Here is a 20,994-nt window from a genome sequence, read left to right on the forward strand (position 1 = left end):
GGTCGGGTCCGGCGGCCGTAGCTGCGTCGCATGTTCCCGCCGGAAATGGATTGACGGGTGACAGTACTTGAGTATTTCTGTCGGAAAATGTCAAGCGCCGTGGAGGGGACATGCCCGAATTGAACGAGATGCAGGCGGCGGCCTGGGTGGGCGGCCATTCCGCTGCTGCCGCGGACGGCGTTTCGGCGCATCTTTCCATGGAATTCGACGGTGCGGGACTGGCGCCCGGACGGCTGGAACCGGCGTTGCGCAGGCTCCTCCTGCGCCATCCGGCGCTGCGGCTGGCGGTCGATTCCATGGGGCAGGGACGGGTCCTGCCGGTGCCGGCCGGACCGCTGGCGGCGGTCCGCGACCTGCGCGGCTCGGCGGAGGCGGCCGTGGCCGGGGCGCTGGCGGCGCAGCGGCGGATGGCGGCCCATCGGCGGCTCGACCTTGCTGGCGGGCGGGGACTGGAGCTGCGGCTGAGCCTGCTGCCGGGCGGGCGGCACCGGCTGCATCTCGATCTCGACATGGTGGCGGCAGATCCGTCCTGCGTGCCGCAGCTGCTGGACGAGCTGGCGCTGTTCGCGGAGGATCCGGAGGCGGTCCTGCCGGAGACAGCCCCGCCGGAATGCCGCGAGGCGGAAGCCGCGGCGGAGGACCAGCGCTGGTGGCAGGACCATCTCGGCACGCTGCCGCCCGCGCCGCGCCTGCCTGCGCCGCAAGGCTCCGGCGGACCGGAAACGCTGCGGCTGGCGGACAGGCTCGGCGCGGCGGAGCGGCAGGCGCTGGAGCTTGCCGCGCGCCGGGCCCGGGTGACGCCGTCGGCGCTGATGCTGGCGCTTTTCGCCTCCGTTCTCGGCCGCGCCACCGGCCAGCAGGCGCTGCGCCTGACCTTGCCGCATTTCCTGCGCGCGCCGGGCGAGGCGGGCCGGATCGGCGAGTTCTCCGGCATCCTGCCCTTCGCTGCGGAGCTGCGGGAGGGCGACACGCTGGCGGCCCGCGCCGCGCGGACATGGACGCAGATGGCCGGGCTGATCGCGCGGCGGGGCTCGGCCGGGCCGGGGCTGATGCGGGCGCTGTCTCGGCAGAGCGGCCGGGCCGAGACCCTGCCGGTGGTCTTCACTTCGGGGCTCGGCATCGGAGCGGAGGGGCTGGTCTCCGCCCGCGCGCGGCGGGTGCTGGGCGAGCTGGTCCACACGGTCTCGCAGGGGCCGGGCGTGGCGCTCGACGTGCAGGTGGCGGAGCTCGGCGGCGGGCTGCTGGTCAACTGGGACCTGCGCGCCGACCGAATCGCGGAAGGCTGGGCACGCGAGGTCTTCGCTGCGCATCTCGGGGCGCTGCGCCGCCTCGCTGCCGATCCTGACCTTGCGGGCGCGCCGCTCGGCGGCTGGCTGTCCGGCCCGCAGGCGGCGCCGCTGAGCGCGCTGCAATCGGCCTATCTCGCCGGGCGCGGCACCGGCCTTCCGCTCGGCGGCATAGCGATGCAGGAGATGCGGGCATTCCGCGGGGACATGGAGGTCGGCACCCTCCGGACCCGGCTGGAGCGGCTGGTGGCGCGGCATCCGGGGCTCAGGACGGTGATCGACGCGGAGGCAGGGCTGGCGCGCGTGCAGGAGCGGCACCCCGTCAACCTGGAGGAACTGGACCTGCGCGCCCTGGACCCGGAGGCCGCCGAGGCGCGCCTGGCGGAGCTCGCCGAAAGGCTGGGCAATGCGGACTGTCCGCTGGACCATGCGCCCTGGCACGTGCTGGCGGTGCGGCTTCCCGAGGGCATGGCGGACCGGCTGGCAGTGTTCCTGCGGGCCGATGCGCTGATCCTCGACGGCGGCGGCATCGCGCGGATCGCGGCGGAGCTTTGCGGGGCGGAACCGGCAGAAGACCGTCCAGCGCCTGCCGCGCCGCCTGCCGATCCGGCTGCGGATGCGGCGTGGTGGCAGGCGCGCGCGGCCGAGCTGCCGCCGCCGCCGGAATTGCCCTGGCTTGCGCCGCTCGCCGACATCCGCGCCTCGCGCCACCGGCGCATCAGCGTGACCGTGCCCGACGCGAAGGCCGGACAGCTGGCGCGCATCGGCGCGCGGGCCGGGCTGTTCCGCAACACGGTGCTGACGGCGCTGCTCTGCGAGGCGCTGGCGCGCTGGACGCCTGACCTGTCGCTCCGGATCGGCATCCCTGTCGCGCCTGCGCCCGGCGCGCGGGCGGCGGCGAACCGCTCCTCCTTCATTCCGGCAGGCTACCGGGTGACGGCGGAGGACGGCCCGCAGGCGCGCGCCAAGGCGCTTCAGGCCGAGATCCTGGCCGGGCTCGCCCATGGCGGCGGGGCGGGCGTCGCGGTCAACCGGATGCTGCTGGCCTCCGGTGACAGCGCCGTCGCGCTGCCGGTCGTTGTGACCAACGGGCTGGGCTGGGCGGTGCCGCCGGACGGCGCGCTGCGCCAGACCGGCGGGCTGGTGCGGACGCCGCAGACGGCGCTTGACCTGCGGCTGGTGCGGGACGGGTCCGGCGATCTGCGGATCGACGCCGATTTCGCGCTGGCCGCGCTCTCTCCGGCGACGGTGGAAGCGGTCCTGGCCGATGTCCTGCGGGCAGTGGACGAGAGCTGCGCCCAGGGCGTCCTGTGCAGCGCGCCGCGGCGCCTGGCGGCGCAACCGGAACCGGAGACGGCCCGGGGGGCGGGCTTCCTCGAGGCGGTTGCCGCGCGGATTTTCGGTGGCGCGGACGACAGCCCGGCCCTGGCCTGCGGGGACAGCGTGACCGGTGCGGCCGATCTGGGCCGGCAGGTCGCGGCCGCCATCGCGGGATTCCGCGCGCAGGGGCTGCAGACCGGCGACACGGTCGCCATCTGCCTGCCGAAGGGCCCGGAGCATGTCGTTCTCCAGATCGCCGCGGCGATGGAAGGGCTGGTCTGGGTGCCGGTCGACGCCGCGTCGCCGCCGGAGCGGCTGGCCTATCTGCTGGAGACCTGCCGCCCGCGGCTGGTCGTGGCGCGCGCGCTGGTTCCGGGCCATCGCTGCACCGCGCCTGCGGCGCTGATGGCCGCGCCCGGCACGGAGGGCTGGCCGGTGCCGCGCGACGTGCTGGCCGAGCGCAGCCGCTCCGGCGCGCCGGGCTATTTCCTGTTCACCTCGGGCACGACCGGGCGGCCCAAGGGCGTGGTCCTGTCGAACCGCGCGACGTCGAACGTGCTGGCCGCGACCATCGCGGAATGGGGCGTGGGTCCGGGCGACGCGATCCTCTCGGCCACGCCGCTGCATCATGACATGTCGCTTTTCGACATTTTCGGCGTGCTGGCGGCAGGCGGGCTGGCGGTGCTGCCGGAGGAGGGCGCGGAGAAGGACGCGCGCGGCTGGGCGGAGCTGGTGGCGCGGCACCGGGTGTCGCTCTGGGTCTCGGTCCCGGCAATCCTGGAGATGCTGCTGGCGGTGGCGCGGCCGGGCGAGCTGGACTCGCTGCGGCTGGTGGCGCAGGGCGGCGATTTCGTGAAGCCCGCCACGATCGGCACGCTGCGCGCGCTTCTGCCCGCGGCCCGGCTGTGGTCTCTCGGCGGCCCGACCGAGACGACGGTCTGGAGCATCTGGCACGCGATTGCCCCGGACGAGACCGGGCAGGTCCCCTATGGCCGGGCGCTGCCCGGAGCGCGGCACGAGATCCTCAACCCGGCGGGCGAGCCCTGCCCGGAGGGCGTGACCGGACGGATCCACACGCTTGGCCCCTGCCTGTCGCTGGGCTACCTCTCCGCGGATGGCCTGTCGCAGGCCGATTTCCCGCTGCTGCAGGACTCCGTCGGCCGCCGGCTGCGGGCCTTCCGCACCGGCGACCAGGGCTGGCGGCGCGCGGATGGCGCGATCATGTTCGCCGCGCGGGTGGGCGGCTATGTCAAGGTGCGCGGCGTGCGGGTGTCGATGGGCGATGTCGAGGACGCGCTGGCCCGCCATCCCGGCATCCTGCAGGTCATGGCCGCCGATTGCGGCGATCCGGCTGCGGGCGACGTGACGCTGGCCGCGCTCTTCGTGCCCGCGCCGGGCACGGTTCCCGATCCGGCGGCGCTTCGCAGCTTCCTGCGCGACCGGCTGCCGGCGAGCCACATGCCGGACCGGTTCGTTCCGGTCGATGCGCTGCCGGTCACCGCCAACGGGAAGCCGGACCGCGTCCGCGCCCGGCAGATCGCGGCCGCGCCGCCTACGCCCTCCGGCATGGCGGCGGAGGTGCTGCGCCGCTACCTCGATGCGACCGGCGCGCCCGCGGAAGGGGCGGGGCCGGACAGCCCGTTCCTCGGCCTCGGACTGCGGCCCTCGCATCTCGCGGGGATTGCAGCCGGACTGAACGCCGCCTTCGGCACGGCCCTGGCACCGGCGGATCTTCTGCCCTGCCGCACGGCGCGCGAGGTCGAGACCCTGCTGGCGCGGCACGCTTCCGCACCCTGATCCCGGACCGCGGCCAGCTTTGGCCAGCCTGCGGCATCCCGGCCCCCGAGACCATGAAGGATGACACTATGCAGGACAGCCCGTCCGGCGGGGCGCGCATGCCCCTGACCCTCGCCCAGCTCGATTTCTGGGAGGAGTTCCGCTTCCACCCCGGCGAGCCGGTTTCCACCGTCGGCCATGCCGTCCGACTGGAGGGCGATCTCGATGCCCCGGCGCTGGCGCGCGCGATCGACCGGGCCTGCCGCGAGGCGGAGGTGCTGTCGCTGCGCTTCCATCCCGGCCCGGAGGGCGTGACGCAGAGCCTCGATCCCGCGCGGATGCCGCAGGTCGTGACCGGCGACCTGCGCGGCCTGCCCGATCCGGAGGAGGAGGCGCAGGCGCGGATCGCCGCCGACATGGGCGCGGAGCTCGACCTCGCGCGCGATCCGCTGTCGCGGCAGCGGCTCTGGCGCACCGGCGAACGGCGCTGGCTGTGGTACAACCGCGGCCATCACATCGTCCTCGACGGCTACGGCGTGGCGCTGTTCGAGGCGCGGGTGGCGCAGCTCTACCGCCACGGGACCGGAAGGGGGACCCAGGGCGCGCCGTTCCGCGGCTTCGCCGAGTTCCTGGACGAGGACGCGGCCTATGCCGCCGGGCCGTCCTTCGCGCGCGACCGGGCGTTCTGGCAGGCGCAGCTCGCGCGGCCGGGGCGGCTGCCGGTTCTGCGCAAGGGCGGCGAGGACTATGCGGCCGCGGGGCACTATGCCGAGCCCGCACTGGAGGCGCGCCTTCCCGCCCGGCTGGCGGAGCTGGCGGCCGCGACGGGCATCGGCTGGCCGGACCTGCTGGTGCTGGCGGCCTCCGCCTATCTGCACGGAAACCTGCCGCGGGAGGAGGACATGCTGCCGGTCTGGCTGCCCTGCATGTCCCGCCTCGGCAGCGTCGCCGCGCGGGTGCCCTGCCTGGCGGTGAACATCCTGCCGCTGCATGTCGGCCTGTCCGCGGCGGAGCCCTTCGGCGCCTGGCTGGAGCGGATGGGCCGCGAGCTGCGCGCGCTGCGCCGCCATGGCCGCTACCGGATCGAGCAGATCGCGGCGGATCGCGGCATCGGGGCGGGGCGGCGGTTCTTCTTCTCGCCGCTGGTCAATGTCATGCCCTTCGATCCGCCGGATTTCGCGGGTTGCACCGCGACCCGCGAAGTGCTGGCCAACGGTCCCGCGGACGGGTTCAACCTGTCCTTTCGCGCCGACAGCAGGGGGCGCGGCCTGGAGCTGGCGATGGATGCCGACCCCAAGCTGACCACAGCGGCGGAGTTCCGCCGCCATGTTGCCGAGATCCCCGCCTTCCTCGCCCGCTGTCTCGACCCGGCGGCGCTCGGCGCGCCGCTGGGGGCGCTGCTGGCTCCGGGCCTTCCGGCCTGAGGCCGTCCCGGCGCGCTAGGGCGGCGCGCCGGCATGTCTCACGGCGCGAGCGCGTCCAGCCGCAGATCCGCCGCCCCCTCGGCGGCGAACTGCCGGAACATCGCCGCGGTGGCCGCCTGCAGCTGCGCCACGCGGGCCGGGGAATAGCGCCCGGCGCGGTAGCTCATCAGCACGCGCATCTCGCGGCGCCCGCCGGCCATCTCCTCCATGATCTCGAATTGCAGCCCGAGCAGCGCCTCGGTCTTTTCCGGATCGACCTGGCGGAAGCCGACGGGGCGGCCGTCCGGACCGGGCAGCGCGCCGTTAAGCCGGTTCTGCGCGTGGATCTGGATGAAGGTCTCGAACAGCCGGTCGACGGGCGGGCTTTCGCCGCCATGCAGCGCCGCGCCGACGAGATCGATCGGGATGCCGCCATGGGGCTGGGACTCCGCGATCACGTCGCGCACCTGCGCCACAAGCGCGCCGACCGTCATCTCCGGCGCCATCCGGATGCGGTGGGCGACGACCGTGGTGAAATACCCGGCGGTGTCGAAGAACTCCGGATCGGTGCGCCCCGAGGCGGAGGTGCCGATCACCGCATCGGTGACGCCGGCCACCCGGTGCTGCATCGCCGCGATGGCGGCATAGGCGGCATTGAAGAGCGAGGCCTCCTGCCCGCGCGCCAGCCGCACCAGGCCGTCGGCCTCCTCCGGCGCCAGCCGGATCTCCACCCAGCCGCCCGCAGCCCCGCTGTCCTCGGCCGCGGGGGCATCGGCGAAGAGCGGCTGCGCCAGCGGCGCGCCCTCCAGCATCCGGGTCCAGTAGGGCAGGTGGCGCGCGGTCTCGGCCGCCTCTTCCTGCCGGGCGGCGAAGGCGTGGAAGGGCGGCGGCGCGCTGTCCCATGCCGGTGCCTCGCCGCGGCAGCGGGCGGCATAGGCCCGGGCGAGTTCCTGCATCAGCTGGTTCAGCGACCATTCGTCTATCGCGACATGGTGGAACAGCATCGACAGCAGCGGACCCTCGCCGCCGTCATCGAGGAAGCGCAGCCGCAGCGGCAGTTCGCGGGAGAGGTCGAAGACGTGCTCCGCCTCGGCCGGGCGGCTGACCCCGGCGTTCCGGCATGCGGGTCGGAACCAGTCATGGCGGTCGATCTCGGCGACGGGCACGGGGCTTTGCACCGGGCGGCCCGCCTCCTCGCGGAACAGGCTGCGCAGCACCGGGTGGCGCACCAGCAGGTCGCGGAAGGCGCGGCCGAAGGCATCCTGGTCAACCGGGCCGAGGAAGCGCAGCGCGAAGGGGATGTTGAAGATCGCCCCCTTGCCGAAGCGGGCATAGGCGCGCCAGAGCGATTGCTGCGCCAGCGACAGCGGGTAGCTGGCGGCGGGCTCCGGCGCAGCGCTTCCGGGCGCTGCGGGCGGCTCTGCCCGGACCTGCGAAACATGGCGCGACAGGCCGCGCGCGGTGGCGGCGCGGAAGAAGTCGGCGAAGCGGAGCTCCAGCCCGTGGCGGCTCTGCAGCCTGCCGATCACCCGCGTCGCGACCAGGGAATGCCCGCCGAAATCGAAGAAGTCGTCGGTGGCGGCCATGCCGGGGGCATCCAGCGCGGCACGGAACTCGTCCAGGATGATCTCCTCGGGCCCGGCCGCGGGCGCCCCGGACGCTGCCGGGGCGCCGCCGAGCGGCTGCAGCACCAGCCCGGGCGCGGATCCCGGACGCTCCAGATGGCGCGAAAGGCCTGCCGCGGCGGCGGCCAGCGCGGCGCCGGGGGCAAGTCCGCAGCCATCGGCGAGCGCCGCGGCGAGCGGCGTCAGGCCGGGCGCGGTGGCCGCCCCGCGCGGCGGTTCGCCGGCGAGGCAGGCGAACAGATCGGCAAGGCTGGCCCGGCTGCCCAGCACCGGATGGCGCAGCAGCGCCAGCAGGCTGCGCCCGGGCGCGGCGATCGCCACCGCGCGGACCGGGGCGCGCAGCGACAGGTCCCAGGGCTCTTCCCGGATGGCGGCCAGCAGCGCCCCGGCCTCCTCGGGGCGGCCGGTGCTGCGGATCTCGGCCAGCGGCAGCGGCGCAGGATGGCGGCGCAGCAGCCCGTCGCTGCCGAAGCGGTAGCACTGTCCTGCCCCGGGCAGCGCCTGCGCCATCCCGCCGATCCGGGCCAGCAGCTCGGGCAGGGGCGGCAGCTCCGGCAGGGCAAGGGCATGGCAGTCGGGCGGCATCGTCTCGGGCGCCTGCTGGCTCTGCAGCCAGAGCCGCTCCTCGGCCTCGTCCGCCACCGGTCCGGGGTCGCATGCCGCGGTCAGGTCGGTCATCGGGGGAATCCTCTTCGTTGCGGGGGAAGTCGCTGTCGGGCGGCCTCGCTTCCGAAGAGCTGGGTCTGCTGGAGATGCCGCAGCCAGACCCAATCCGGGTCCGGAAGTCAAGCATGGCGGGACAGATTGCGCCGTGTGCGCCGCCGCCGGTCAGTCCGGAAAGGCGGTCCCGGCATAATCGGCCAGGGTCCGGTGGCGGTCGCGCGCGTAGTCCAGGATCCCGGCGGCGATGCGCTCGGGGATCCCGGCGGGCAGATCGGCCGCGACCTCCGCGAAGGCCGCCGGGCCGGCCAGGGCGAGATCGAGGAATGCGCTGCGGCGGGACTCCAGCGGGACCCGGGCGCGGGCGGCGGTCTCCTCGAAATGGCGCGGGTGGAGCCGGTCGAGGCGGTAGTGGCCGCGCCGTCCCGCCGCCATGGCGAGCTGCAGCTCCCGGTGCCGGAAGCTGTTGCGCAGATGGGCCGGCGCCGCGCTGACGATGTCGTAGAGCGGCGTCATGCGGAACCCGCCGGGGCGCAGGAAGATCGCGTAGTTCTTGGCATGGCCGTCCACCCCGGCGATCAGCCAGTTGAAGAGCTGCGCCTTGAGGAAGGCCGCCATGTCCTCCGCCGGGCGCTCCGACGCGGCCAGCAGGCGCAGGCAGCTTACCATCCCGGGGCCGCCATGCTGCTGGTACTTCATCGCCGAGGCCAGCCCCATCGCCTGCAGGACATCCTCCTGCGGCAGGCGCAGGATGCCGCCCGCCCGCCGCGGCGCCCGGTCGAAGCGTTCGACCACCAGGACGGTCTCGTCCTCGAAGCGGGCGATCTCGGCGCGGCAGGCCGGCAGGCCCATGGCGCGGGCCAGGCGGAGGCAGACGAACTCGTTCTCCACGCTGTCGGAAAGGTCGAGCCCGCCGCCGACAAGACCCATCGGCCGCTTGAAGATATGCGTGGTGGGGGTCAGCCCCTCGGGTTTGAGCCACTTGCCGTCCTGCCGCAGGAAGGCGGTCTTTTCCTGCGCGCCGGCCAGCGAGATGCGGAACGGCGCGTCCCCCTCCATGCCCAGCGGTGCCTGGCTGAGCCCGCGCAGGGTGGCGGCGATCTGCGCCTCGTCCTGCACCTCGCCCGCGAGGCGGAAGGGATCTCCGGGATCGGCGCCTTCCGGCAGGAACTGCAGCGCGCCGACGCAGTCCCGCCCGATGGCGGCCAGCAGGTCATGCGGCCGCTCGCTGCGCGCCGAGGTCCGCTCGGCGATGAGGCGGCGCAGTTGGCCGTTGTCGGGCAGCAGGTTCTCGAAGACGGCCGAGACGTTCTCCCCCGACTGGCGCCCGCGGCCGAGCGGCAGCTGGCGGGAGACCGGGAAGGCGTGCTCCCAGTCCAGCCAGCCGGCAGCGTAGTCGAAGCTGGTGCCGCCGGCCGGGCTGCAGCGGTAATGGCCTGCCAGCCGCCCGTTCAGATGGACGTCGAGGGTGCGGGACAGTGGCGGCCGTCCCATCAGAAGATGTCCTCGATGCCGGGGGCGCTGCTGCCGCCGCCGCGCGGCTGGATCGCCAGATCCAGCTCCAGCGCCGCCACGACGGCCAGCAGCGTCGAGAGCTTGGGCTCGTGGGCGGCAGTCTCGATCCGGGAAATCTGCTTGGGATCGACTCCGGCCCGCGCCGCCAGCTGGTGCTGCGTGAGGCCGAGAAGGCGGCGCTGCCGGCGGAGCGCATGGCCCAGCTCGGCGGGATCGCGCAGGGTGGTTGCGGTCATGGCGTGCATCCCAAACTTGGTACAAACCCTATTTAACCCATAAGTGGTATAAAATCCAGATAGGACAGAAATGGTGTATTCGTCGGGCCGCGGCCCCTGCGCGGAGGGGCCCTGCCGCGCAGGGCGGGGCTCAGCCCATCCGTTCCGCGAGGAAGTCGACGAGGGCGCGGACCCGGCCGGGCAGGGCCGGGCCGCCGACGAAGAGCGCATGGACGGGATGCGCATCCCCGGCGGAACAGTCGCCCAGCACCTCGCGCAGCCGTCCGGCGCGCAGGTCCTCCTCCACCGCGAAGCGGGCGACGCGGGCGATGCCCAGCCCGGCCACCGCCAGCATTCCCAGCGCCTCGCCGCTATTGGCCCGCACGCGCCCGCCGACCGGCACCTCGATCCGCGCGCCGCCGGTGCGGAACGGCCAGGCCGGGCGCGCCGGGCCGGACTGGAAGAGCAGGCATTGGTGGCGGAGCAGATCCTCCGGATGGCGGGGCGTTCCGGCCGCTGCCAGATAGGACGGGGCGGCGACCGCCACCATCGGTTCGTCCCCGAGCTTGCGCGCCGTCAGGCTGCTGTCGGCGAGCGCGCCGAAGCGGATGGCGACATCGGTCTCGCCCCGGCCCGGATCCTCGGACAGGTCGGTCAGCGTCAGGTCGATCCGCACCGCCGGGTGGCTCCGCGCGAAGGCCTCGAGCAGCGGCACGATCCTGAGCCGTCCGTGCGACACCGCCGCGGAGATCCGCAGCAGCCCCGAGGGTCCGCTGCCGACCGCGATCTCTTCCTCGGCGCTGTCGAGCTCCGCGAGGATCCGGCGGGCGGCGGCCGCGAAGCGCTGGCCTTCCTCGGTCAGCTGCAGCGACCGGGTGGAGCGGGTCAGCAGCCGCACGCCCAGCCGCGCCTCGGTGCGGTCGAGCACCCGGCTGACCCCGGAGGGCGTCATCCCGAGCCGCCGCCCGGCCGCGGAAAAACTGCCTTCGCCGAGCACCGCCAGGAAGACTTCCATCGCGCGCAGCCTGTCGGGACCGGGGCTCATCTTTGCTCCAGATTCAAAAATGGGTTGCCGCTGAAGGGTCTAAACGCCCGGACTGAACCCGTCCATATGCCTTCCGGTGTTTCTGCCGCGCGGGAGGGCGGCACGTCCCCGAAGGAAGAAGAGACGACAGATGACCCTAAATCCTGCCCTTGCCGCGCTCTCGCTTGGCTCGTTCGCCATCGGGCTCGCGGAATTCTCGCCGATGGGCCTGCTGCCCGTGATCTCGGCCGATCTCGGCGTGTCGATTCCGGCCGCCGGGCTGATCGTGACGGCCTATGCCTTCGGTGTCACGATCTTTGCGCCGATGGTGACGCTGGCAACCGCAGGCGCGGCGCGCAACCGCCTGCTGGCGGGGTTGGCGCTGATCCTCGCGGCGGGCTGTCTCATGGCGGCGGCAGCGCCCGGCTACCCGGTCCTGCTGGCCGCACGGGGCGTGACGGCGCTCTGCCAGGGCACGTTCTTCGGTGCGGGCAGCCTGGTGGCGGCCAGCCTCGTCGCGCCGGGACGGCAGGCCGGGGCAGTGGCGGCGGTCTTCATGGGGCTCACCCTGGCCAATGTCGCCGGCGTTCCGGCCATGGCATGGCTCGGCGGGATGGCCGGCTGGCGCGTGCCGTTCCTCGCCATCGCGGCGCTCGGCCTGCTGACCGCGCTGGCCCTGTCGCGCGCGCTGCCGCATCTTCCGGCGCCCGCAGGCGGCGGCGCACGGAACGAGATCCGCGCGATGCTGCGCGCGCCGGTGCTGGCCGCGCTCGGCATGACCGTGCTGACCTCGACCGGGCAGTTCACCGTCTTCACCTATGTCGCGCCGATGCTGCGCGGGGCCACGGGCGCTCCGGCCGGGATGGTCACCGCCGCGCTGGCGGTCGTCGGGCTGGGGATGGCCGTCGGCAATGCCCTGGGCGGGCGGGCGGCGGACCGCTCCCTCAGGGCGACGCTGATCGGCACGCTCGCCGGGCTGATCGTGCTGCTGGCCGTGCTCAGCCTGGTGCTCGACCGGCTGGTGCCGGTGCTGGTTCTGCTCTTCGTCTGGGGCGGGCTCTGCTTCGCGCTGGTGCCGGCCATGCAGATGCGGGTGATGGGCGCGGCCCGGGAGGCGCCCAGCCTTGCCTCCTCGGTCAATATCGGCGCCTTCAACCTCGGCAACGGGCTGGGCGCGGTGGTCGGCGGCGCGGTGCTTCGCAGCGGCCACGGCTATCCGGGCATCGCCCTGGCCAGCGCGGCTGTCTTCGCCATTCCCCTCGTCCTCATGCTCCTGCACGGAACGATCGGCGCGGGGACGCAACGCCGCGCATGAAGCGGAGGGGATGGCCGCACGGGGCGCAGCATGGGGCGCTGCCGTCCAGATTTGCGGCAGGACCCGGCGGCGGGCCGCTTTGTGGGTTGCCCCCGCGCATCACATGGTCCCTCCGAGTTTACATCCCCCGCGAAACTTCGCAGGCTCGGTTTCGCCGGCCGGCTGCCAGGGAGCGGAGGACATCCGCCCTGCGCAGGGGCCGGCCAGACCCCGCAACCGCAGCTGCCCGGAGGGCCCGCACCCATGATCACCTCGCGCATGCCCGGATTGGCGGTGGCCGCCGTTCTCGCCGGAAGCATCGCCTGTTCCGGCCCGGCCCAGGCAGGCAGCAAGCAGGACTGGGACACCCTCTCCACCGGGCTGGTGCTGGGGCTCGGCGGCGTCGCGGCGGGGGTGACCGCCGGGCATTCCGACTGGACCGGCGCCGGGCAGCTTGCCCTCGGCCTCGGGACGACGCTGCTCGCGACCGAGGCGCTCAAGGCGGCCGTGGACGAAGAGCGGCCGGACCATTCCGGCAATGACAGCTTTCCCTCTGGGCACACCGCCCTGGCCTTCGCCGCGGCGGCCTATGTCGGCAGGCGCTACGGCGGGGAGTATCCCGCACTGGTGCCGACCGCCTACGGGGCGGCCGCGCTGACCGGGCTGGCGCGGGTCGAGGCGGACAAGCACTATCCGCGCGACGTGCTGGCAGGGGCGGCCATCGGCTGGGGCCTGGGGACGGTGTTCTCCGCGCCCTTCGGCGGGCACCTGAGCATCCTGCCCCAGCGGGACGGCGCGGTCATGTCGTATTCCATGCGCTTCTGAGGGACCATGCGGCCGCTGCATCCCCGGATTGCCACCTTCGTCTTCGCCGCCCGCGGGCTTCGGGTCCTGTTGCGCCAGCCGAACGCGCGCATCCACGCGGCCGCGGCCGCGCTGGCAGCTGCCCTGGGCCTCTGGTTCCGGGTCAGCGCCGGGGAGTGGATCGCCCTGATCTTCGCGATCGCCCTGGTGACGATGGCCGAAGCCATGAACACGGCCCTCGAATGCGTGGTCGACATCGCCAGCCCGGAATGGAGCGAACTGGCGCGCGACGCGAAGGATGTGGCGGCCGCTGCCGTGCTGATCAGCGCGCTTGGCGCCCTTGCCGTGGGCGCGATCGTGTTCTGGCCCCATCTCTTCCCCTAGCGGCTGCCGCCGCGGGGAGCGCCGGCGCTCCGGTCACTTGAAGGCGCAGCCGGGCTTCAGGCCCAGTTTCCGGAAGAAGATGGCCGCCGGGCAGAAGCCGGTGAAGGCCGATTGCAGCAGGTTCGCCCCGATGAAGACGGTGAACCACACCCAGAGCGGATGGACCAGAAGCGTCAGCAGGACGCTGAGCAGAACCATGGCGCCGGCGAAGGCCAGGACAGCGCGATCGAGGGTCATTTCCCGTCTCCCATGCAAGCGCGGACAGGCTGTCCGCGCCGCCAGAGTGCCGCGCGGACATTTGACATTCAATGGTCCGAATGTCGCTGGGCAGCCGCAGCGGCGGCCGGCCTATCGGGCGGCCTTTTCGGGCAGGCGGAAGGCTGCAACGAATCTCCGGGCGAGGGCCGGGTCGCCGGCCACCGTCACCCCGGCCTCTTCCGGCGGCACCCCGGCATAGAAGACCGCGGCGAGGGGCGGGGCCGCTCCGGCGGCGAAATGCAGGTCCGGGGACTCCGCCGCGCCCCGGGTCACCGGCAGCCTGCCGTCTTCGAGCCGGGCCGAGAACTTTGCCCGGCCGATGGCAAAGCCCGCCGTCATCGCCAGTCCCGCCGCCGCCTCCGGGTCCAGCATGGTCCGGAAGGACAGCATCAGCGAGACCGGCGACAGGGGCAGCGTCGGGTCGTGCAGCGGCGAGGCCGCGGCCCAGCGGCCGAGCTCCTGGATCACCGGTTCCGCGGCATATCCCCAGGCCGTCAGCCCATAGAGCTGCACCGGCGCAGGCTCCTCCAGCAGGACGCGGCGGAGCACGCCCGTCGCCTCCAGCCCGGCCAGCCGTTCGGTCAGCACCTTCGCGCTGATCCCCGGCAGGTCGGCCCGCAGGTCGGTGAAGCGCCGCGGTCCCAGCATCAGTTCGCGCACGATCAGCAGCGACCAGCGCTCGCCCAGAAGCTCCAGCCCGAAGGCCGTGCCGCAGGCATCGCCGTACCAGCGGCCATGCGGGCTTTCCGCCGATTTGGTTTCCTTGGGTAATTTCATGGTTGCTATTTGTAACCATGGGGGCCTACCCTGTCCATGCCGAATCCGCCGCGCTCGGCGCCCGGACCGGCAGACGACCCGACGACATGCTTCATCCCCGGGACGGCACGGCCGTCCCCTGACCGGCCGCGGCCGGAAGGAGAGACCATGACACAGATGATCTTCGTCAACCTGCCCGTCGCCGACCTGCCCCGCTCGATGGCCTTCTACGAGGCGGTGGGATTCCGCAACGAGCCGAAATTCACCAATGACCAGGCGGCGATGATGGTGCTGTCGGACACGATCGCCGTCATGCTGCTGACCCACGGCTTCTGGGCGGGCTTCACCTCGAAGCGCCGCATCGATGCCAGGACCGAGGCGCAGGTGCTGCTCTGCATCAGCCGCGGCAGCCGGGCGGAAGTAGATGCCGTGACCGAGGCCGCGGCGGCGGCGGGCGGCAGGGCCGATCCGGGCCCGGTGCAGGATCACGGCTTCATGTACGGGCGCAGCTTCGAGGATCCGGACGGGCATGTCTGGGAGCCGATGTGGATGGAGCCTGCGGCCGCGGCCTGCGGCGCCGCGGAACCGGCCGAAATCTGAGGGGGCGGGACCGTGGCGAACTATCCCGGCGATTTCATCTGGTACGAACTGGTCACCCCCGACCCCGCGGGCGCGCAGGCCTTCTATGGCGGGCTGCTCGGCTGGTCCTTCGAACTCTCGGCCGGGCCGGACGGCGAGTACACGCTGTTCCGGGCCGACGGGCCGCCGGTCGGCGGGGTGATGCATCTGCTCCCGGCCATGGCGGAGAACGGGGCGGCGCCCGGCTGGCGCGGCTATCTTGCCGTGGAGGATGCCGACGTTTCCGCCGCGGCGATCGCGCAGGCGGGCGGGCGCATCCTCTACGGACCCGCGGACATTCCCGGCATCGGCCGTTTCGCCCTGGCGCTCGATCCCGGCGGCGCGGTCTTCTACGTCATGCGCGCCCTGTCGGAGGAGAGCAGCGAAAGCTTCGCCCAGGATGCGCCCCGCGTCGGACATTGCGCCTGGAACGAGCTGCGCGCGCCCGACCCGGCCGCGGCGCTGGCCTTCTATGCGGCGATCTTCGGCTGGGAAGTCGCGGAGCGGATGGATATGGGACCGGAGGGCTTCTACGAGATGCTGCGCAATCCTCCGCAGACCAGCCTGCTGGGCGCGGCAATGGCTGCGGGCGATCTGCCGCCGGGCTGGATCTTCTACTTCCGCGTCCCGGATATCGGCGCGGCGGCGGAGCGGATCGCCGCAACCGGCGGCAAGGTGATCTTCGGCCCGATGGAGGTTCCCGGCGGCGAGTTCGTGCTGAACGGGCTCGACCCCCAGGGCGCGCGCTTCGCGCTTGTCGGCAAGAAGGTCTAGCGCCCGCTTCCGGCCCGCGCTGCGGGAGGGTGCCCTGCCGCCGATTCCCCCGTCCGCCGGGGCTGGACTGTGCTAGGCTGGGCGGAAAAATGGGGGGACAGAAAATGGACTATTTCGATCTGGGAACGTTCAGCCGCCCGGCCAGCGCGGTTCCGGAGGCGCAGGTTTGGTGCGACCGCGGCATGGTCTGGCTCTTTGCCTACAACCACGAGGAAGCCATCGTCTGCTTCGAGCGGGCGGTGGCCGCGGACCCGGCCTGCGCGCTGGCGCATTGGGGCATCGCCTACGGGCTGGGGCCGAACTACAACAAGCCCTGGGAGGTCTTCACCCCCGAGGAAAAGGCGCCCGCGCTGGCGCGCGCCCATGCCGCCCTGGCGGCGGGGCTGGCGCTGGGGACCGCCTCCCCGGCGGAGCGGGCACTGCTCGGCGCGCTGGCCGCGCGCTATCCGGACGACCCGGGGATCGAGGACTACCAGCCGTTCAACGACGGCTTCGCCGCGGCGATGCAGCCCGTGTACGAGGCGCATCCGGACGACCTGGACGTGACCTTCGCCTATGCCGAGGCGATGATGAACCGGACGCCCTGGCAGCTGTGGGACCTGCAGGAGGGCGTGCCCGCGGCCGGGGCCTCGACGGCCGGGGCGATGGCGGTGCTGGAGCGCGCCTTCGCCGAGCTGCCCGGCGCCTGGGACCATCCGGGGCTGCTGCACATGTACATCCACCTCATGGAAATGTCGCCTTTCCCGGAACGTGCCCTGCGCCATGGCGACCGGCTGACCGGGCTGGTGCCGGATGCCGGCCATCTGGTCCACATGGCGACGCATATCGACGTGCTCTGCGGGGACTACCACAACGTGCTGGAGCGGAACCTCGCGGCGGCGAAGGTCGACGACAGGTTCAAGGCCCATGCCGGACCGGCCAATTTCTACGCGCTCTACCGCATCCACAACCTGCATTTCGCGCTTTACGGCGCGATGTTCCTGGGACGGAAGGCCGAGGCGCTGGCGGCGGCGGCCCGGCTGCGGGAGGAGGTGCCGGACGAGGTGGTGCGGGCCTATCCCGACCTGTTCGAGACCTTCGTGGCGGCCGCGCCGCACGTCTACATACGCTTCGGCCTCTGGTCCGAGATCCTCGATCTGGAGCTGCCCGCGGACCGCGACCTCTACGTCACCACCACGGCGCTCATCCACTATGCGCGGGCCGTGGCATTGGCCAATCTGGGCCGTCACGCCGAGGCTGAGCAGGCCCGCGCCGCCTTCGCGGAGGCCCATGCGCGCGTGCCCGCGGAGCGGATGCTGTTCAACAACGCGGCGCGCGACGTGCTGGGCGTGGCCGAGGAGATGATGCTGGGCGAGCTGGCCTTCAAGGCGGGGCGGCGCGAAGAGGGGCTTGCCCATCTGCGCGCCGCTGTTTCCCGCGATGACGGGCTCCTCTACGAGGAACCCTGGTCCTGGCCGCAGCCCGCGCGCCACGCGCTCGGCGCGCTGCTGATGGAGGCGGGCGGATGCGCCGAGGCCGAGGCGGTCTACCGCGCCGATCTCGGGCTCGACGGCAAGCTGCCCCGGCCCAGCCAGCATCCCCGCAATGTCTGGGCGCTGCACGGCCTGCACGAATGCCTGCAGCAGCGGGGCGAGACGGTGGAGCGGCCGCATGTCAAGGCGCTGCTCGACCAGGCGGTGGCGCGCGCCGACATCCCGATCCGGGCGAGCTGCCTCTGCCGGGCGAAAGCCGCCTAGCCGCAGGCCGGCTCGCGGGCCGGGGCCAGGGCCATGCCGGCCAGGTCCGGGAGGTCCATGCGTTCGGGGTGCCCGGCCGGTCGGCCCGGCGCGGGCGCAGCCGGAACGGCGGACGGGCCTGGCGCCCTGTGCCCTGCGGCGATCCGGGGCGGTCAGGGCGGCGGCGGCCCCAACTCCCGCGCCATGGCCGAGCGCAGCAGCGCGATCGCCTCTGCGCGGCCGAGCACCGAGGCCAGCCATTTCGAGGACAGCCCCTCGACCAGGGCCGTCAGCCGCGCGGCGCTGCCGGCCGGATCGGTCCCGGGTGCCACGCTGCCATCGGCCAGTCCCGTGCGGATCAGCCTGCTGACGGTGTCTTCCCAGTTGCGCGCGGCCTCCCGCACCAGCGGCACCAGCGCCGGATCGAAGGCTGCGCTTGCGGTTGCCTCGCTCCAGACCACGGCCAGCTCCCGCACCTCCGGCAACTCCGAAAACTCGCCCTCGAGCAGTGCCGATAGCTGCGCGCGCCCGTCCAGCTGGCGGACCGGCGTCTCTGCCAGCCCGGCCAGCGCAAGCTCGTTGGTCCTGAGCAGGACGGCCTGCACGAGACCGCCGCGCGACTTGAAATGGTAATAGATCAGCGAAACGGCGATGCCGGCCTCCTTCGCCACGTCCTCCACCCGCAGGCCGCGGATGCCGTGCCCGGCGACCATCCGGGCGGTGGCGGCGAGGATCCGGCCCCGGGTCTCCGCTGCCTTCTCAGCCCTCGCGGTCCTGGCCATGCCCAAGTTCCTTCCGGCGCGCGGCCCGCAGCGCCATGCCGTTGAGATATTCGCGGACGACGTAATGCCCCGCGAAGGCTGTGATGTCCGCGCCTTCGATGGCGCGCGGCGAGACCTCGACCACGTCGGCCCCGACAAGTTCGACGCGCGACGCGACCTCGCGCACCGCCCAGAGCAGGTCGGGCGTGGTCATGCCGCCCGGTTCCAGCGTTCCGGTGCCGGGGGCGAAGGCCGGGTCCAGCACGTCGATGTCGACGGTGACATAGACCGGGCCGCTGCCGATCTCCGACAGCATCGCCTCGACCACCGGCTTGATCCCGCGGTCGCGCACCTCGTGCATCCAATGCGTGCGGATGCCGTTCCGGCGCTGCCATTCGATCGCCTCGGGAAAGGTGTAGTAGCCGCGGATCCCCAGCTGGTGGTAGCGGGAGCCGTCCACCAGGCCCTCCTCGACGAGCTGCCGGAACACGGTCGAATGGTTGTTCTTCGTCAGCCCGAGATAGGACGGGTCGGTGTCGGTATGGGCATCGAAATGGATCAGCCCGAGCCCGGGATGGCGCGCCGCCGCGGCCCGGATGCAGGGATTGGCGATCCAGTGGTCGCCGCCCAGAGCCAGGGGCACGGCCCCTGCGTCGAGCACTTCGCCGGCTAGGCGCGCGATCGACTCGGAACTCCGGTCCCCGTCCCCCTGGATGACGGGCGCATCGCCGTAGTCCAGCAGCTTGAACTCGGCCAGCGGGTCGATCCCGACCTCGGGTTCTGCGGCGCCGACATGGCCCGCTGCCCGGATGGCACGGGGTCCGTAGCGCGCGCCGGGATGGTCGAACTGGCAATCCCACGGGGCGCCGATGATCGCGGCCCTGCATCCGGCGAGGTCGGCGGGGTCCTCCGAATAGGGGAGCCCGGCAAAGGTCGGCAGCCCGATATGGTTCTCCTTCGCGCCGATGGTGCCTTTCAGCGGCCAGTCCTTCCAGCGCCCGTTCGGATCGATCATGTCCCGTCCCTGTCCTGTTGCGGAAATCCGCGGAAACCGTCCCCGCGATTGGCGCCCTGCATATTATTGACTGAAATTTCAGTCAATAGATTCGCGACCCCAATGCCGGGACCGGGTTCCGGGGTACGCAAAGGGGGGTGCCCGGAAGCTGGCGCGATGGCGGACGGCGATGGCTGGGCCGGGCCGGACCTGTCCGGATCCGGGCCGGGCCGGATGCTGCGCTCCTTGGCACGCAGGAGCGCGCCGCGGATTGGCTGGGGCCGCTATCGGAGATGGACGGCAGGACCGTTCCGCCGGCGGGAAAGGGGGCAAGCCGCATCCGCGCCCGCATGGCGCCCGGCAGGTCCGCTGGTTCCGCCGCGCCCTTTTCCCCTGTGCCATGCGGGGGCGGGCCGACCCCGGCAGCGCGCCGCCGTCCGCACGGCACAGGGTGCACGAGGCCTTGCCGGGCCCGCCGAAGACCAGCTCGATCTTTTGGCTGCCGCCGTCTCCCGCGGCCGCAGAGCCGCGGCCGGTCGACTGCCCCACGAGCGTCCAGGTTCCCGGAGCGCCGTGCCATGCGCGCTTGGCCGGTGTTCCGCAGGAGTGCGGGCTTGCCCTCTCCGCTGTGCCAGCCATCCGGCGCCGCGGCGTGCCGGTCGGGACGCGCGTCGACCGCCGCCCTCAGCAGCAGCATCTCGGCGTGCAGGGGCCTGCGCAGCTGCTTTGCCTGCCTCCGGAGAAACCGGCCCCCGTGGCCGGAAAGAGCCGGGCGGCGACAGTCGAACCGGATCAGTTCGATGGCAGCCGCGGCCAGCGCGAGATCGAACGGCGCCCGGCTTGGGATCAATCCGCTGGGAACGGCGGCTCGGACGGCGCCGAGTGGGGTGGCTGGCATTGCCACCGCGATCTCCGCCCGGCCGCTGCAGAGATTTTGCCGATGATGCTTCTTCCGGATCCGCGCCGGCCCTTCGTCGGCTTGCGGTCCGGTCGGCGCAGGGCGTTTAGGCAGACTCAGCGTGCCGTCACGGGCCAATGACGCGCGGGGCTGCCGGCCCGCCGCCGTCTGCAAACAGACCTTGCGGTAGGCGCGCGGATTGGCCGGAAACGGGCAGCAAGACGCGGACAGTGACGCCTCTCTGCGCGCCTCGACGGGTGCGTCAAGGCCGCCCGCTGCCGACCCGGGAGCATTAGCCCGCCAAGGGCTAGTCACGGGGGCGCGGCGCTCGTCGCGCCACCTTCGGGGAATGGCCTCTGCCCCGGCTGAAGCTGATCACCCTTTGTCAGGGGGTGCTGCCAATCCGCAAAGCCACCGCCGCCAGCTCATTGGCTCCACAGACTTTGCTGCGGGACATGGCGAAACAGCGATGCTGCCTGCATTGCAAGGCATGGATTTCGACGGGCCGGTGCTGCGCTAGTCATCCTCGGCGGCCTGCCGAGCGCATTGGAGCGCGGCCCCGGGAGGCCAGTTCCTCCATGCGGCAGGCAATCGTTGGCGCCAGATCTCCGCGCCCGGCTCCTGCCAGGCTTCGCGTGAGGTTGCGACCGGCCCCATCCGCGCTGCGGGCCGTCAGCGACGCGGAACTGTCGTCCCGTCGACCATCGGAGGAGCCCGTTCCGGCATGGCCAGTCCGTAGGTCATGTTGACAAAAAGCGTAGCCAGATTCGGACAGACGCGATGCCGATGAACCCGAGGAAACTCAGGGCGGTCTTGTCATAGCGCGTTGCCACCCGACGGCACCGCTTGAGCTTGGAGAAGCAGCGTTCGGCCAGGTTGCGCCAGCGGTAGAAGTCGCGGTCGACGGCGCGCCA

The 20,994-nt window shown here is 72.8% G+C and carries 15 protein-coding genes and 3 pseudogenes; 8 read left to right on the forward strand and 10 right to left on the reverse strand.

Going from position 1 to position 20,994, the window contains the following annotated elements:
* Positions 1 to 110 precede the first annotated feature (110 nt).
* Positions 111 to 4,403 carry an AMP-binding protein gene (locus HCC78_RS14345; protein ID WP_172329472.1) on the forward strand — a complete coding sequence of 1,431 codons (4,293 nt, stop codon included), beginning with the start codon at positions 111 to 113 and terminating at the stop codon, positions 4,401 to 4,403.
* 53 nt (positions 4,404 to 4,456) lie between these two features.
* The gene (locus tag HCC78_RS14350; protein ID WP_253949172.1) at positions 4,457 to 5,806 is read left to right on the forward strand and encodes a condensation domain-containing protein; all 1,350 of its coding nucleotides are present in this window, start codon (positions 4,457 to 4,459) and stop codon (positions 5,804 to 5,806) included.
* Between the two features lie 38 nt (positions 5,807 to 5,844).
* On the opposite strand, the pseudogene HCC78_RS34805 reads toward HCC78_RS14350, so the two are convergent.
* The 5 genes and pseudogenes from HCC78_RS34805 to HCC78_RS14370 form a co-directional block, all read right to left on the reverse strand.
* Positions 5,845 to 7,101 (reverse strand): annotated as a pseudogene (locus HCC78_RS34805) (condensation domain-containing protein); the annotation flags it as partial.
* Positions 7,102 to 7,233: 132 nt separating this feature from the next.
* Positions 7,234 to 8,088 (reverse strand): annotated as a pseudogene (locus HCC78_RS34810) (acyl carrier protein); the annotation flags it as partial.
* 150 nt (positions 8,089 to 8,238) lie between these two features.
* Entirely contained in the window at positions 8,239 to 9,564 is a 1,326-nt protein-coding gene (locus HCC78_RS14360; RefSeq protein WP_172329474.1) for a HipA domain-containing protein, read from the reverse strand.
* A complete protein-coding gene (locus HCC78_RS14365) occupies positions 9,564 to 9,821 on the reverse strand; it encodes a helix-turn-helix transcriptional regulator (RefSeq protein WP_172329475.1) in 258 nt (85 codons plus the stop codon). Before HCC78_RS14365 ends, HCC78_RS14360 begins: the two co-directional genes overlap by 1 nt.
* 130 nt (positions 9,822 to 9,951) lie before the next feature.
* Positions 9,952 to 10,845, reverse strand: coding sequence for a LysR family transcriptional regulator (locus HCC78_RS14370; protein WP_172329476.1), 894 nt, complete (start codon positions 10,843 to 10,845; stop codon positions 9,952 to 9,954).
* A 130-nt stretch (positions 10,846 to 10,975) separates the two neighbouring features.
* On the opposite strand from HCC78_RS14370, the gene HCC78_RS14375 reads away from it, so the two are divergent.
* The 3 genes from HCC78_RS14375 to HCC78_RS14385 all read left to right on the forward strand — a co-directional run bounded on the left by HCC78_RS14375 (position 10,976) and on the right by HCC78_RS14385 (position 13,306).
* Complete coding sequence (locus tag HCC78_RS14375; RefSeq protein ID WP_172329477.1) at positions 10,976 to 12,139, forward strand: MFS transporter; 1,164 nt, start codon at positions 10,976 to 10,978, stop codon at positions 12,137 to 12,139.
* Between the two features lie 243 nt (positions 12,140 to 12,382).
* Positions 12,383 to 12,943 carry a phosphatase PAP2 family protein gene (locus HCC78_RS14380; protein ID WP_216671158.1) on the forward strand — a complete coding sequence of 187 codons (561 nt, stop codon included), beginning with the start codon at positions 12,383 to 12,385 and terminating at the stop codon, positions 12,941 to 12,943.
* Positions 12,944 to 12,949: 6 nt separating this feature from the next.
* Positions 12,950 to 13,306, forward strand: coding sequence for a diacylglycerol kinase family protein (locus HCC78_RS14385; RefSeq protein ID WP_172329478.1), 357 nt, complete (start codon positions 12,950 to 12,952; stop codon positions 13,304 to 13,306).
* A gap of 33 nt (positions 13,307 to 13,339) precedes the next feature.
* Here the strand turns inward: HCC78_RS14385 and HCC78_RS14390 are convergent, their stop codons facing one another.
* Both HCC78_RS14390 and HCC78_RS14395 read right to left on the reverse strand, forming a co-directional pair.
* A complete protein-coding gene (locus HCC78_RS14390; protein WP_172329479.1) occupies positions 13,340 to 13,543 on the reverse strand; it encodes a DUF2892 domain-containing protein in 204 nt (67 codons plus the stop codon).
* A gap of 111 nt (positions 13,544 to 13,654) precedes the next feature.
* The gene (locus HCC78_RS14395) at positions 13,655 to 14,341 is read right to left on the reverse strand and encodes a helix-turn-helix domain-containing protein (RefSeq protein ID WP_172329480.1); all 687 of its coding nucleotides are present in this window, start codon (positions 14,339 to 14,341) and stop codon (positions 13,655 to 13,657) included.
* 147 nt (positions 14,342 to 14,488) lie between these two features.
* On the opposite strand from HCC78_RS14395, the gene HCC78_RS14400 reads away from it, so the two are divergent.
* From HCC78_RS14400 to HCC78_RS14410, 3 genes are all read left to right on the forward strand, one after another.
* Positions 14,489 to 14,920, forward strand: coding sequence for a VOC family protein (locus HCC78_RS14400; RefSeq protein ID WP_172329481.1), 432 nt, complete (start codon positions 14,489 to 14,491; stop codon positions 14,918 to 14,920).
* 12 nt (positions 14,921 to 14,932) lie between these two features.
* Positions 14,933 to 15,712 (forward strand): VOC family protein, encoded by a 780-nt coding sequence (locus HCC78_RS34815; protein WP_172329482.1) that lies wholly within the window; start codon positions 14,933 to 14,935, stop codon positions 15,710 to 15,712.
* 104 nt (positions 15,713 to 15,816) lie between these two features.
* Positions 15,817 to 17,448 (forward strand): hypothetical protein, encoded by a 1,632-nt coding sequence (locus HCC78_RS14410; RefSeq protein WP_172329483.1) that lies wholly within the window; start codon positions 15,817 to 15,819, stop codon positions 17,446 to 17,448.
* A 152-nt stretch (positions 17,449 to 17,600) separates the two neighbouring features.
* Here the strand turns inward: HCC78_RS14410 and HCC78_RS14415 are convergent, their stop codons facing one another.
* The 3 genes and pseudogenes from HCC78_RS14415 to HCC78_RS14425 all read right to left on the reverse strand — a co-directional run.
* Positions 17,601 to 18,209 carry a TetR/AcrR family transcriptional regulator gene (locus HCC78_RS14415; RefSeq protein WP_172329484.1) on the reverse strand — a complete coding sequence of 203 codons (609 nt, stop codon included), beginning with the start codon at positions 18,207 to 18,209 and terminating at the stop codon, positions 17,601 to 17,603.
* The gene (gene speB, locus HCC78_RS14420) at positions 18,187 to 19,203 is read right to left on the reverse strand and encodes an agmatinase (RefSeq protein WP_172329485.1); all 1,017 of its coding nucleotides are present in this window, start codon (positions 19,201 to 19,203) and stop codon (positions 18,187 to 18,189) included. The genes HCC78_RS14415 and speB overlap by 23 nt, the downstream gene beginning before the upstream one ends.
* Positions 19,204 to 20,820: 1,617 nt before the next feature.
* Positions 20,821 to 20,994 (reverse strand): annotated as a pseudogene (locus tag HCC78_RS14425) (IS5/IS1182 family transposase); the annotation flags it as partial.

It is taken from the genome of Mangrovicoccus sp. HB161399, assembly GCF_013184745.1.
Classification (GTDB): domain Bacteria; phylum Pseudomonadota; class Alphaproteobacteria; order Rhodobacterales; family Rhodobacteraceae; genus Mangrovicoccus.

Excerpts from the sequence above, each read along its gene's own strand:
- HCC78_RS14345 (WP_172329472.1), top strand. The coding sequence starts at position 111 with ATGCCCGAATTGAACGAGATGCAGGCGGCGGCCTGGGTGGGCGGCCAT.
- HCC78_RS14350 (WP_253949172.1), top strand. The coding sequence starts at position 4,457 with ATGAAGGATGACACTATGCAGGACAGCCCGTCCGGCGGGGCGCGCATG.
- HCC78_RS14360 (WP_172329474.1), bottom strand. The coding sequence starts at position 9,564 with ATGGGACGGCCGCCACTGTCCCGCACCCTCGACGTCCATCTGAACGGG.
- HCC78_RS14365 (WP_172329475.1), bottom strand. The coding sequence starts at position 9,821 with ATGACCGCAACCACCCTGCGCGATCCCGCCGAGCTGGGCCATGCGCTC.
- HCC78_RS14370 (WP_172329476.1), bottom strand. The coding sequence starts at position 10,845 with ATGAGCCCCGGTCCCGACAGGCTGCGCGCGATGGAAGTCTTCCTGGCG.
- HCC78_RS14375 (WP_172329477.1), top strand. The coding sequence starts at position 10,976 with ATGACCCTAAATCCTGCCCTTGCCGCGCTCTCGCTTGGCTCGTTCGCC.
- HCC78_RS14380 (WP_216671158.1), top strand. The coding sequence starts at position 12,383 with ATGATCACCTCGCGCATGCCCGGATTGGCGGTGGCCGCCGTTCTCGCC.
- HCC78_RS14385 (WP_172329478.1), top strand. The coding sequence starts at position 12,950 with ATGCGGCCGCTGCATCCCCGGATTGCCACCTTCGTCTTCGCCGCCCGC.
- HCC78_RS14390 (WP_172329479.1), bottom strand. The coding sequence starts at position 13,543 with ATGACCCTCGATCGCGCTGTCCTGGCCTTCGCCGGCGCCATGGTTCTG.
- HCC78_RS14395 (WP_172329480.1), bottom strand. The coding sequence starts at position 14,341 with ATGAAATTACCCAAGGAAACCAAATCGGCGGAAAGCCCGCATGGCCGC.
- HCC78_RS14400 (WP_172329481.1), top strand. The coding sequence starts at position 14,489 with ATGACACAGATGATCTTCGTCAACCTGCCCGTCGCCGACCTGCCCCGC.
- HCC78_RS14410 (WP_172329483.1), top strand. The coding sequence starts at position 15,817 with ATGGACTATTTCGATCTGGGAACGTTCAGCCGCCCGGCCAGCGCGGTT.
- HCC78_RS14415 (WP_172329484.1), bottom strand. The coding sequence starts at position 18,209 with ATGGCCAGGACCGCGAGGGCTGAGAAGGCAGCGGAGACCCGGGGCCGG.
- speB (WP_172329485.1), bottom strand. The coding sequence starts at position 19,203 with ATGATCGATCCGAACGGGCGCTGGAAGGACTGGCCGCTGAAAGGCACC.